This window comes from Sphingobium chungbukense, assembly GCF_001005725.1.
GTDB lineage: Bacteria > Pseudomonadota > Alphaproteobacteria > Sphingomonadales > Sphingomonadaceae > Sphingobium > Sphingobium chungbukense.
Window position 1 is genome coordinate 820,006 of record NZ_LBIC01000001.1, and the last position, 11,882, is coordinate 831,887.

Here is an 11,882-nt window from a genome sequence, read left to right on the forward strand (position 1 = left end):
ATGATCCACAGACGGCGGGACTGGGCTCCTGCCTTCGCAGGAGCACGGTGTATTTCAAGGAAAGCAGGCGGTCCGCTTCCCACCCCCTTTCACCCTTGCCGATCACCCTTGGCGGCGCGCAGGACAGGCTTGCCTTTCTCTCCCAGCCGGCGTTTCAAATCTTCCGGGCGGGGCGCGACGAGGAAGCCGAAGCTGACGCAGTGCTCCTTGCTTTCCACCGCATGGTGCAGGCGGTGGGCCTGAACGATCCGCTTCATGTAGGTTGATCGAGGCACATAGCGGTGGCCGACGCGGCGGTGGACGATGATGTCGTGGAAGCCGAGATAGATGGCCCCATAGGCCGCGATGCCTGCCCCCATCGCTGTCGCCCAGTCGCCCCAATGCCATTGCACGCCGCCCAGCAGCAGCAGGATGGAGGGCATGGCGAAGATCACGAAATAGAGGTCGTTCGCCTCCCAGATGCCATGACGGGAGCGATGGTGGCTGGCATGAAGGAACCAGCCCGGCCCATGCATCACCCAGCGGTGCATGACATAGGCGAAACCCTCCATCGCGGCGACCGTGGCGAGGAAGATCAGGGCGAGCAACAGGGCGGTCATCATGCCACTATAGGGCGGGGCGTCTGCTCGCGCGACCCTGAAAAGGGCATGGAAAAGGCCGCGATCCCTGTGGATCGCGACCCTCTTCGTGACTTGTCAGGAGATCAGAAGGACGCGGTGACCGAACCGACAACGCCGCCCCTCGCCGCATCCCGGAAGTTGCCGGCGGCGGCATTGGGCCTGAAATGAGTGTCGGTATCCACATAGCTGACACCAAAAGTCAGGTGGCTCCAGGTGTAGGTCGCGCCGACGCTCCAGTCGGTATAACCCTTGCCGACGGGAACCAGATAGCTCGGCCCGAAGCTGTGGCCGAGATGCGCCGACACGCCCAGCGGGGTGTTCGGGATGCTGGCCGACAGGTCGCCGGCGAGGTACAGATTGTCTTCCTTGTGCACGCCGTCGACAGTGAGCGCCTTCGCCTTGGGCGCGTAATTGGCGGTCAGTTTCGCCGTAGCGGGGCCAAAGGTGCCCTTGATCGAGGCATAGGGCTCGACGAAGTCGGTGTTACCGCCGCCCGAACCCGGATAATAATAATAGAGCACGCCGACGTCGAAGGTAGCCGCGCCGACGGTCTTGGAATAACCGGCGATCAGGTCGAGTTCCTGGTCGCTGCCAGCGGCGACATAGTCGTCGATCGAGCTGCCCCAGGTCGAAACGTAGAAACCCGAGCTGTGTGTCACGGTGAGGCCGCCTTGCAGCGCGAAGCGCTTGTCGGTCTGCGAGATGCCGCGGAAGCGATAGTCGGTGACGACGGCGGCATTGCCGGTGACGGTCAGTTCCGGAGTGGGCCCGTCCTGAGCGAAGGCCGGTGCCGACACGGCGGCGAGGGCGCATGCCAGAATAGAGGCCGAGAGGCCGAGAATGGACTTACGCATATGCTTTCCCCTTGATGGTTATCTGCGATCGTCCCGCCTGCGTCATGGTCCCAAGTCTCTTGTCGCCCTGCACGGGGTGGACCGGGTTGCCTCAACGAGTGAGGGATGCCTTTCCCCGCTGCGGCGCACAAGATTTTATTGCCGTTGCGTGTCGTTTGCTTCCCTAATGTTGCTGGCGTGCAACAAAATCAGGCATGATTGTGGCGCGCCCGGACCTGGCGCTCGGTTTTGGCCGCAATTACGGTAGGGACAGAGCCTATTGCGGCCGCGAGCCTTCGCGGGCCGCGTGGATGATGCGCTGCGGATAGGGGATGGTGATCCCATGCTCCCGGAACAGCAGCCAGAGGCGGTTGAGGACGTCCGACTTCACATTGCCGACGCCGCCCTCCGGATCGCTGATCCACACCAATATGTCATGTTCGACGCGATTTTCACCGAAGGCGGTGAGCCAGACATTGGGCTTGGGATTGCGCAGCACGCGCGGGCTTTCCTGCGCGGCGCGGAGCATGAGGTCCTGCGCGAGCCTGAGGTCGCTGTCATAGCCGACGCCGACGGGAATGCGGACGCGAACGTTGCGGTCGGAATAGGACCAGTTCTCCACCTCCTGCGTCATGAGATTCTCGTTCGGGATCAGATGTTCCTTGCCGTCGCGGGTGATGACGGACACGGCGCGCACGCCGATCTTGTTCACCCAGCCGAAGCTGTCGCCCACGACGATCACGTCGCCCGGCTTGATCGATCGGTCCATCAGCAGGATGATCCCGGCGATCAGATTGCCGAAGGTCTTTTGCAGGCCGAAGCCGACCGCCAGGCCCAGCGCGCCGGAAAAGACGGCGAAGGCGGTAAGGTCGATGCCCAGCAGGTCGACGCCGATGAAGAAGGCGGCGACGACCACGGCGATGGCGGCCAGTTTCTGGGCCAGCAGCTTTTGCGTGGCGTCCAGGCCATGGGCGCGGGTGATGCTGCGCCCGACGATGCGGTTGGTCAGGCGCACCAGGGCGAACAGCGCGACGCAGATGGCGGCCATGCTGACCAGGCCGAGCAGGGTGACACGCCGCTTGCCAAGGTCGAGGCCGACGCCGTCGAGCATGCCGGCCACCGGGGCGAAGCCGCCGCTGCTGCCCGAAAGGACCATGACGAACAGCAGCAGGGCGATGGGCAGGACGGCGAGGCGCGGGATGGCGAGGCTGCGCAGGATATGCACGGCGAGCAGCGAAAGCGACAGGGCCAGCGCCGCGCCCAGGATCAGATGCGCGAAATCCCCGATCGGCCAGAAGGCGATGGCGACGACCATCATGGCGGCGGCGATGACATGGTGCAGGATGGGACGCAAATGGCCCGCCAGCGCTTCGCCCAGGCCACGAAAGCGGCGGCGCAGGCGCGGCGAGGCGAAGCGGGAGACGGCGCCCGCGACCAGATAGAGTATGACGGCCAGCGCCAGCGCGATCAGGGGATGGACGATGGCGGGATCGCCGGGCAGCCGGGACAGCAGATCGGGCAGGCCCGGCGTCATCCGCGCGCGGCCCGGAAGCGAGCGAGGCCGGCATCCAGGTCCGCGATCAGGTCATCGGGGTCTTCGAGACCGATTTGCAAGCGGACGGCGGGGCCTTCGGCCTGCCAGGCGGTGGCCGTGCGATAGCGGGCGGGATCGACCGGGAGCGCCAGGCTTTCGAAGCCGCCCCAGCTATAGCCGATGCCGAAATGGGCAAGGCCGTCGATCAGCGCGGCGCGGGATGCTTCGTCGCCGCCCTTGAGGACGAAGCTGAACAGGCCGCTGGAGCCGGTGAAGTCGCGTTGCCACAGGTCGTGGCCGGGGCAGGAGGGCAGGGCGGGGTGCAGCACGCGGGCGACGTCGGGCTGCTGCGACAGCCATTGCGCGATCTGGAGCGCGCTCGCCTGATGCTGGTTCAGGCGCACGCCCAATGTGCGCAGGCCGCGCGCGGCGAGCCAGGCATCGTCGGGGCTGGTCATCTGGCCGAACAGATAAGCGGCCTGGCGGATTTTCGGGAAGAAGGCCGGGGTGGCCGTCACCGATCCCATCATCACATCGCTATGGCCGACAATATATTTGGTGCAGGCGAGGATGCTGATGTCGACGCCATGGGCCAGGGCGGGGAAGAAATAGGGCGTGGCCCAGGTGTTGTCGATCAGAGTTGCGATGCCCTTTTCCCGCGCTATGGCGGCGATGGCGGGCACGTCCTGCACCTCGAAGGTCAGGCTGCCGGGGCTTTCCAGGAAGATGGCGCGAGTGGCGGGGGGGATCAGTTCTTCGATAGCCGCGCCGATCGTCGGGTCGTAATAGATCGTATCCATGCCGAGCGGGCGCAGCATCTGTTCGCAGAAATTGCGCGTGGGGTCATAGGCGCTGTCGACCATCAGCAACTGGTCGCCGGGTTTCAGCACCGCCATGAGTGCGCAGGCGATGGCCGCGACGCCGGAGGGGTAGAGCATGGTGCCCTCCGCGCCCGGCTCCATCTCGGTGAGGGCGTCGGCCAGGCTCCAGCTCGTGGGCGTGCCCTTGCGGCCGTAGAACAGGCGTTCATGCGTGCTGCGGCCCGCCGCGGCGCGCAGATGCGCGATATCGTCATAGAGGATGGTCGAGGCGCGCCAGACGGGTGGGCTGACGATGCCGCCGGGCTGGCCGGGCATGCCGGTCCATTCGGGCTTGCGGCCCGCCTGCGCGAGTTGGGTGAGGGGCTTGCGGTTCCCCCGCTTGTCGGAATCGTCGCTCATGCTGCGGGGCCGGTCTCCTTCGGCGTGGCGGGGTCCAGGCCCCATTCCGACCAGCTTCCGTCATAGAGGGTGACGTCGGTCTTGCCGAGCAGTTCGAGACCGGCGAGGAGGATCGCCGCCGTGACCCCGCTGCCGCAGCTTGTGATGATCGGGCGCGAGAAGTCGGTGCCCGCGTCGAGGAAGAGGTGACGCAGTTCCTCGCCCTGCTTCATGCTGTTATCGGCATGGTAGAAGGCCGAGGAGGGGATGTTGCGGCTGCCCGGAATATGACCCGAAGCCATGCTGGGGCGGGGTTCCTTTTCCTCTCCGGTGAAGCGGGCGGCGCCGCGTGCGTCCAGCACCTGTTCGGTCCGGGTTTCGAGATTGGCGAGCAGATCTTCCCTGGTGCGGACTTGTCCTGCTGCGCGTTTCGCGATGGCGTTGCCGCGTCGGGGGGAGGGGATGCCGCTTTGCGTGGCGCGTCCTTCGGCCAGCCATTTGGGCAGGCCGCCATCGAGGATCGCCGCGCCCTTGCCCACGCCGTAGAGGCGCATCATCCACCAGCCGCGGGCAGCGCTATGGGTGGGGCTGTTGTCGTAGACGATGATGCGGCTGTCGGCGTCGATGCCGAGTTGCTGGCAGCGCTCGGTCATGAAGGCGTCGGTCGGCAGCATGCCGGGGCGCGGATCGTCCGGATCGGACAGGGTGGGAAGATCGAGGAAGGTCGCGCCGGGGATATGGGCGGCCTCGAACTCGGCCTTCGGGTCACGGGGCGTGCCGGGGAGGAAGAGGCTGGCGTCGACGATCCTGAGGTCGGGCCTAAGATTGGGCGCGCCCAGCTCCGCCGCGAGCCAGTCGGTGGAAACCAATATGTCCATGCGTCTCTTTTCCCTTTGTGACGGTGTCCTTTTTAGGAGCGGTGGACGCGGGTGGGAAGAGACTTAACTGGCGAGGCTGAGCGCCGTCGCGCGGCTGCCGGGGGTGGGATATTGGCGCGGGCCGAGGTCGAGGCGGAAAGGGGAGAGCCGCTCGACCGGCGGTGTCTGTTCCTCCCCCACGATGAAGGCGCGGCCGGTGCGGCCGGCGCCCTGGGTCTCGCCCGCCTCATTGGCCCAGCGATATTGCGCGTCGAAGGCGATCACCGGGATCAGCAGGGCGCGCTGGCCCATCCGGATCGCCGCAATCTCCTGCGCATCGAGGCGCATCTCGCCGCTCAGCTTCTGCGTCTCGCCCGGTGCGATCGAGACGATGGAATGGACCGGAAGGCCGGTTTCGCCCGCGAAAAATTGCTGGAACAGCGACTGTTGCTGCGCATCGGCATTGGCGATCAGGCTGCGGACGAGGATGTCCTGCGCAGCATGGGTGCCGCGATTGTGGAGGGTCAGCGTGTAGCCGATCGTCGCGCCCATCAGCGTCAGGCGCGCGGCCTGTATTTCCATGGCAAGATCGAGCCAGGGACGGTCGGCGGTGTCGGGCTCCGCTTGAGGCGTGGTCGGCGCCGGGGGAGGGGGCGGAACCGCCTTCGGCTGGACGGGGCGGGGCGCAGACGGCGGGGGCACTGGCTGCGGAGGCACTGGCGGCGGAGGCGCAGGCTCGGGTTGGTGAAAGGATTCCTCCCTTTCCTCCGGCTTGCGGCGGCGTAGCCAGAGGAAGGCGCCGATCAGCGCGATGACGGCGGCTGCGGCAGCGACCCATGGCCAAGGGAAGGCTGGCTCTGCCACGGGGACTGGTGCCTCCAGGGGAGCGGGGGTCGCGCTGTTCCCGGCAGGCGGAAGGGATTGGTTCCCGCCCGGGGAGGGGAGCGGTGCGGTTTCGCCGGACGCCGGCATGGTGCTTGCGGGGGCGGTCTGGTTCGCGGGCGGTCGCGCCGGAGTCGGCTGCGTCGTTGGCTGCGCTGCCGGTTGTGGCGTGGGCCGGGTTTCGGCTTGAGGCGGCGTTGCGGGGCGTTGCGGTTGCGATCGGGGGGCGGGCTGAGGGGCGGTGCTGACCGGCGGCGGCAGCTGAATGGTCGGTGTGACGACCGGCGGCGGCGTCACCGTTGCCGGGGCGCCGCGGAAAACGTCGAGTTCGGGGCCTTGCTTGTCCGGGGACGTCTGGGGCTTCTCACGGGGCAGGTTGAAGACCGGCTCCGTGCCGTTTTCCTGCTGGGCGAAAGCGGGCGTGGCCAGCAGCAGCGGCAGGGCGGACAGAAGAAAGCGACGGGACCCCATGGGATGCAGCCAAGGCATCCGCCCAAGTGAACCCGCCGTGAACGAAAGGCAAGAGAGGGGTGACGATGACATATGCCGTGCAATCGCGTAGATGGCCTGCCCATGACTGATACGCCGATTCCCCTCCATCTGGGTCAGACCAGCGCCCTGCCGTCGCGCCCTGAAGACGCGGTGCTCGATTATGTGCCCAATCCCCGGCCGGGCAAGCCCTATCTGGTGCGCTTCACCGCGCCGGAATTCACCTCGCTCTGCCCGGTGACGGGGCAGCCGGATTTCGCGCATCTGGTGATCGATTATGCGCCCGCCGCGACCATCGTGGAATCGAAGTCGCTGAAGCTGTTCCTGGGCTCGTTCCGCAACCATGCGGCGTTCCACGAGGATTGCACCGTGGGGATCGGGGAGCGGCTGTTCGCGGAGATGAATCCGGTCTGGCTGCGGATCGGGGGCTACTGGTATCCGCGCGGCGGGATTCCCATCGATGTGTTCTGGCAATCGGGCGAGCCGCCCGCAGGCTTGTGGCTGCCGGCGCAGGACGTGCCGGGATATCGCGGGCGGGGTTAGCTGTCCGTCGTCACGCGACGTCATGCCAGCGAAGGCTGGCATCTCAGGAGGCAATGCGTGACGGAGCGGCGAAGCTGGACCTACATCATGACCAACAAGCCATGTGGCGTGCTGTATGTAGGGATCACCAGCAATCTCGCCGCGCGGGTTGATCAGCATCGGCGCGGTGTCGGTTCGGATTTCTGCCGGAAATATAATCTGCACCGGCTGGTGCTGGCCGAGGAGCATGGCCGCGTCGAGGATGCCATTGCGCAGGAGAAAGCGTTGACAGCCTGGAAGCGGAATTGGAAGATTCGGTTGATCGAGGAGAGCAATCCTGAATGGCGGGATTTGTTCGCGTTCATCGTATAGGACCTGAGATCCCAGCTTTCGCTGGGATGACGATGATCGACTTTGTTTGACAAACGAACAACAAGCTTCGACCAACGACATCGGCGACAGGGCGCCCGGCTTGACCGGTGGGCCGAAAGGGTCGATCCCCCTGTCATCCAGGCGCGCCATGTTTCAGCCGCGCCGTTCCAACCTGTCGGAGTTGCGAACCTCATGCCCTTCTCGAAAATTCTTCCGCTGATGCTGGCGGCTGCGCCCCTGGCCATGGCGGTGCCCGCGCTGGCGCAGACGGCTGCGCCCGCCGGGCCTGCCGCCGGCGTCACCACCCAGTTGCCGCGGGGCGCCGCGCCCAGCCATTATGCGATCCAGGTCACGCCCGATGCGGCGAACCTCAAATTCAGCGGCAAGGCGACGATCGATATCATCGTCACACGGGCCATGCCCGCTCTGGTGCTGAATGCGGCCGACCTGACGGTGAACAGCGTCGCGCTGACCCCGGCGAAAGGCAGCGCAAAGAGGGGGGGAGCGGTCAAGGGAACCGCCAAGATCGACGCCGAGGCGCAGACCGTGGCCTTCGATTTCGGCAAGCCGGTCCAGCCGGGCAGCTACACGCTCGCGATCGACTATGCGGGCATCATCAACACCCAGGCGAACGGGCTGTTCGCGCTCGACTATACCGATAATGCAGGCAAAGCGAAGCGGGCGTTGTTCACCCAGTTCGAGGCGCCCGATGCCCGCCGCTTCGTGCCGAGCTTCGACGAGCCGAGCTACAAGGCGACCTTCGACCTTTCCGCCGTCATCCCGGCCGACCAGCTTGCGGTCAGCAACATGCCGGTCGAGAGCAGCACCGACGCCGCCGCCGGCAAGAAGCTGGTGACGTTCGGCACCAGTCCGAAAATGTCATCCTATCTGCTGTTCTTCGGTCTGGGTGAACTGGAGCGCGCCACCAAGATGGCGGGCGCGACCGAGGTCGGCGTGATCACCGGCAGGGGCAATACGGGCAAGGCGCAGTTGGCGCTGGACGCTTCCGCGGCGATCCTGCCTTATTATAACGATTATTTCGGTGTGCCCTTCCCGCTGCCCAAGCTCGACAATGTCGCCGGGCCGGGGCAGAGCCAGTTCTTCTCCGCCATGGAGAATTGGGGCGCGATCTTCACCTTCGAACGTGCCTTGCTGGTCGATCCGCGCTTCACGTCGGAAAGCACGCGACGGACCATATATTCCATCGTCGCGCACGAAATGGCGCATCAATGGTTCGGCGACCTCGTCACCATGGCCTGGTGGGACGACCTCTGGCTGAACGAGGGTTTCGCGAGCTGGATGGCGACCAAGGTCACCGACAAGCTGAACCCCGAATGGGAAATGCTGCTCTCCCGCGTCAACGGCCGCGAGCGCGCGATGAGCCTGGATTCGCTGGTGACGACCCACCCGATCCTCCAGAAGATCCACACCGTGGATGAGGTGAATCAGGCGTTCGACGACATCACCTATGAAAAGGGTGAGGCGGTGATCACCATGCTGGAGGGCTTTGCCGGGGAGGATGCGTGGCGGTCGGGCATCCGCGCCTATATGAAGAGCCACGCCTATGGGAACACCGTGACCGACGATCTGTGGAAGGCGGTCGAGGGCGCGGGCGCCAAGGGTGTGGTCGGCATCGCGCATGATTTCACCAGCCAGCCGGGCATCCCGCTGGTGAAGGTGGAGAGCGCGCAATGTCAGGGCGGTTCGACTGTGCTGTCATTGTCCCAAGGCGAGTTCAGCCGCGACCGCAAGGACAAGACCCCCCTCAGATGGAATGTGCCCGTCATGGCGCAGACCGTCGGCGCGGCGCAGCAGCGGCTGATCCTGAACGGATCGGCGCAGGTGACGCTGCCGGGCTGCGGCGCCTATGTCATCAATGCGGGGCAGACGGGCTATTATCGCTCGCTCTATCCGGAGGCGAACGTCAAGGCCTTGGCAAAGGACTTCACCAAGCTGGCGTCCATGGACCAGATCGGCCTGCTGGCGGATAATTTCCAGCTCGGGCTGGGTGGCTATCAGCCGATGGGCCTTGCGCTCGACCTGGTGGATGCGGTGCCGTCGAACGCCAGCCCCGCCGTGCTGGCGGAGGTGCCGGGCTATCTCGACAGCGCGCATACCATGTTGGAAAGCGACAAGGCGGCGCAGGCGCGGGTCGCGGCTTATGCGACGAAGAAGCTGAGCCCGGTGCTGGCGAGCGTTGGTTTCGATGCCAAGCCCGGTGAAAATCCGCAGGTGCCGGTGTTGCGTTCGGCGCTGGTGTCGACGCTGGGCGGCATGGGGGACAAGGCCGTGGTGGCCGAAGCGAACAAGCGTTTTGCCGCGCTGGCGGGCAATCCGGCGGCGCTCGATGGACCGCTGCGCAATGTGTGGCTGCGGATCATTGCCGAAAATGCCGATGCGGCGACCTGGGACAAGCTGCGGGGCCTGGCCAATGGGGCGAAGTCGGATCTGGAGAAGAGCACGACCTTCGCGCTGCTGGGCGTCGCCAAGGATGAGAAGCTGGCGGCCAAGGCGCTGGACCTCGCCATGACCGACGAACCGGGCAAGACGACGAGCGCGGCGATCATCTCCGCCGTGGGGTCTGAGCATTCGATGCTGGCGGTCGACTATGTGCTGGCGCATCGGGCGCAATATGAGGCGATGATCGACGTGTCGGCGCGAAGCCAGGCGATTGCGCGGCTGGGCGGGAATTCGGCCGATCCGGCGATGGTGACGAAGCTGGATGGCTATGCGACCCAGTATCTGACGCCGGAATCGCGCAAGGTGGTGGATCGTTCCATCGCCGCGATCAAGACGAGGATCGAGACGCGGGCGCGGTTGAAGCCGGCGCTGACGGCCTGGTTCGCGAAGAAGTGAGATGAGGGGGCGGTGGAGTGATCCACCGCCCTATTTTTTACAGTCATTCCTGCCTTCACGGAAAGGATGATGATAGATGAGCCAGAGCGATTTCGCGTGAAAAGGAACATTCCCCGGCTCGGAAATCGCGGCAAACAAAGAAAATCAGGGGATGTTCCGCTTCAATCCAATCGGAACATGTTCTAGAGCATCGTGCGCAAAAGTGGGAACCGGTTTTGCGCTTAAAGCGATGCGACAACAAAAGCTTAGAGCGTGCGGCTCGCGTACGATTTAGCGCAGCGCGCTCTAGTGATCCGAATGAGGCATATTTCAAATCCACCACATTAGAGCAGCCGCCGCTCGAACGCGCCGCGTTCCAGTTCCTCCCGGAAATCGGGATGCGCGATCCCAATCAGCGCGCGGGCCCGTTCGGAGAGCGTCTTGCCCTTCATGTCGGCCCAGCCATATTCGGTGACCACGATGTGCGTGTCGGTGCGGGGCGTCGTGACGGGGCCGTCGAGCCAGGGCACGATCCGCGACACTTTCCCCTTCGCCGCGGTCGAGTGGCAGGCAATGATCGATCGGCCGCCCTTCGCCGCATAGGCGCCCCGCACGAAGTCGAGCTGGCCCCCGGTGCCGCTATATTGGCGCCCGTTCATATGTTCGGAGTTGCAGGCACCGCTGAGGTCGACCTGAATCGTGGCGTTGACCGAGATCATGCGGTCGTTCCGGGCGATGACGTGCGGGGCGTTCACATATTCGACCGGATGCGCCTCAAGCGCTGGATTGTCGTGCAGGAAGTCGTAGAGGCTCTGGTCGCCCATGGCGAAGGTGAAGACCGATCGGCCCGTGTGGATGGGCTTGCGGCTGTTGTCGACCACCCCCGCCTGGATGAGCCTGACGAGGCCGGGGGAGAGCAGTTCGGTGTGGATGCCGAGGTTCCGGTGATGCATCAGCGCGGCGCAGACGGCGTCCGGCACCGCGCCGATGCCCATTTGCAGGCAGGCGCCGTCCTCCACCATGTCCGCGATGATGGCGCCTATGGCTTCGTCATTGGACGTGCGGGGCAAAGCGGGAATCTGCACGAGCGGGACATGGTTCTCGACGATCGCGGTGATGGCCGAGAGCGGGATTTTGCAGTCGCCATGGACAGTGGGCATGGCGGGGTTGACCTCCACGACCAGCCGGACGCCGCTGCGCGCGACGGCAAGGGCATAGTCGGTGTTGGTGCCCAGGCTGAAATAGCCGTCGGCGTCCATCGGCGAGACAGTGACGAACAGCGTGTCGGCATGCAGATGTTCGGTCAGGATGCGGGGTATCTGGTGGAATTGGACCGGGAGCGTTTCGACCAGGCTTTGCATCGTGTCATTGCGCAGGGCGTCGGTGCTGCGTTCGACGCCGCCGTGGAACAGGCTGACATGGCGGATGCGGTCGTGGAGGTCGGGGGCGAGGATCGATTTGCTGGCGATGGCGCAGGCGAGCATGCAGTAGAGCGTGCCGCCCGTGAGGGTTCCGGAGCGGACGCGATCGGCCAGCGCGTCCATCAGGGCGGGCGGGTAGCTGACGCCGAGGCCGACGACCATCTTCGCGTCATCGGGGATCAGGGCGGCGGCCTGGGCGGCGGTCATCGTCTTGGCGCGGTAATTTTCTGTAGTGGACATGATGCTCTCCCGGCTTTCGGGGATATTCGCGCCGTTGGGACCGAAGCGCAATCGCGACGAAAGTCGAATCCGGGCAGG

10 protein-coding genes are annotated in these 11,882 nt (G+C 65.3%); 3 read left to right on the forward strand and 7 right to left on the reverse strand.

Annotation, left to right across the window (positions count from 1 at the left end):
- Window positions 1-89: 89 nt before the first annotated feature.
- The 6 genes from YP76_RS04055 to YP76_RS04080 all read right to left on the reverse strand — a co-directional run bounded on the left by YP76_RS04055 (window position 90) and on the right by YP76_RS04080 (window position 6,396).
- Window positions 90-599, reverse strand: coding sequence for a sterol desaturase family protein (locus tag YP76_RS04055; RefSeq protein ID WP_046762611.1), 510 nt, complete (start codon window positions 597-599; stop codon window positions 90-92).
- 104 nt (window positions 600-703) lie between these two features.
- Entirely contained in the window at window positions 704-1,474 is a 771-nt protein-coding gene (locus YP76_RS04060; RefSeq protein ID WP_046762277.1) for a TorF family putative porin, read from the reverse strand.
- Between the two features lie 256 nt (window positions 1,475-1,730).
- Entirely contained in the window at window positions 1,731-2,987 is a 1,257-nt protein-coding gene (locus YP76_RS04065; RefSeq protein WP_046762278.1) for a mechanosensitive ion channel family protein, read from the reverse strand.
- Window positions 2,984-4,207, reverse strand: a complete 1,224-nt coding sequence (gene metC / locus YP76_RS04070) for a cystathionine beta-lyase (protein WP_046762279.1) — start codon at window positions 4,205-4,207, stop codon at window positions 2,984-2,986. The genes YP76_RS04065 and metC overlap by 4 nt, the downstream gene beginning before the upstream one ends.
- On the reverse strand, window positions 4,204-5,064 hold the full coding sequence (locus YP76_RS04075; protein ID WP_046762280.1) for a sulfurtransferase: 861 nt from the start codon (window positions 5,062-5,064) through the stop codon (window positions 4,204-4,206). Before YP76_RS04075 ends, metC begins: the two co-directional genes overlap by 4 nt.
- Before the next feature lie 63 nt (window positions 5,065-5,127).
- Window positions 5,128-6,396 (reverse strand): hypothetical protein, encoded by a 1,269-nt coding sequence (locus YP76_RS04080; RefSeq protein WP_046762612.1) that lies wholly within the window; start codon window positions 6,394-6,396, stop codon window positions 5,128-5,130.
- Window positions 6,397-6,498: 102 nt separating this feature from the next.
- Here YP76_RS04080 and queF point away from each other — a divergent pair, with 102 nt between their 5' ends.
- The 3 genes from queF (at window position 6,499) to YP76_RS04095 (ending at window position 10,164) form a co-directional block, all read left to right on the forward strand.
- The gene (gene queF, locus YP76_RS04085) at window positions 6,499-6,957 is read left to right on the forward strand and encodes a preQ(1) synthase (protein WP_046762613.1); all 459 of its coding nucleotides are present in this window, start codon (window positions 6,499-6,501) and stop codon (window positions 6,955-6,957) included.
- A gap of 57 nt (window positions 6,958-7,014) precedes the next feature.
- Window positions 7,015-7,308, forward strand: coding sequence for a GIY-YIG nuclease family protein (locus tag YP76_RS04090; protein WP_269748610.1), 294 nt, complete (start codon window positions 7,015-7,017; stop codon window positions 7,306-7,308).
- A gap of 192 nt (window positions 7,309-7,500) precedes the next feature.
- Window positions 7,501-10,164, forward strand: a complete 2,664-nt coding sequence (locus tag YP76_RS04095) for a M1 family metallopeptidase (protein ID WP_046762282.1) — start codon at window positions 7,501-7,503, stop codon at window positions 10,162-10,164.
- A 323-nt stretch (window positions 10,165-10,487) separates the two neighbouring features.
- On the opposite strand, the gene YP76_RS04100 is transcribed toward YP76_RS04095, so the two are convergent.
- Window positions 10,488-11,804: an acetyl-CoA hydrolase/transferase family protein gene (locus YP76_RS04100; RefSeq protein ID WP_046762283.1), complete on the reverse strand. Its 1,317-nt coding sequence runs from the start codon at window positions 11,802-11,804 to the stop codon at window positions 10,488-10,490.
- Between the last annotated feature and the right edge of the window lie 78 nt (window positions 11,805-11,882).

Bases quoted from the DNA above. Each gene is read 5' to 3' on its own strand.
- queF (WP_046762613.1), top strand. From the start codon at position 6,499: ATGACTGATACGCCGATTCCCCTCCATCTGGGTCAGACCAGCGCCCTG.
- YP76_RS04075 (WP_046762280.1), bottom strand. From the start codon at position 5,064: ATGGACATATTGGTTTCCACCGACTGGCTCGCGGCGGAGCTGGGCGCG.
- metC (WP_046762279.1), bottom strand. From the start codon at position 4,207: ATGAGCGACGATTCCGACAAGCGGGGGAACCGCAAGCCCCTCACCCAA.
- YP76_RS04100 (WP_046762283.1), bottom strand. From the start codon at position 11,804: ATGTCCACTACAGAAAATTACCGCGCCAAGACGATGACCGCCGCCCAG.
- YP76_RS04055 (WP_046762611.1), bottom strand. From the start codon at position 599: ATGACCGCCCTGTTGCTCGCCCTGATCTTCCTCGCCACGGTCGCCGCG.
- YP76_RS04080 (WP_046762612.1), bottom strand. From the start codon at position 6,396: ATGGGGTCCCGTCGCTTTCTTCTGTCCGCCCTGCCGCTGCTGCTGGCC.
- YP76_RS04065 (WP_046762278.1), bottom strand. From the start codon at position 2,987: ATGACGCCGGGCCTGCCCGATCTGCTGTCCCGGCTGCCCGGCGATCCC.
- YP76_RS04095 (WP_046762282.1), top strand. From the start codon at position 7,501: ATGCCCTTCTCGAAAATTCTTCCGCTGATGCTGGCGGCTGCGCCCCTG.
- YP76_RS04060 (WP_046762277.1), bottom strand. From the start codon at position 1,474: ATGCGTAAGTCCATTCTCGGCCTCTCGGCCTCTATTCTGGCATGCGCC.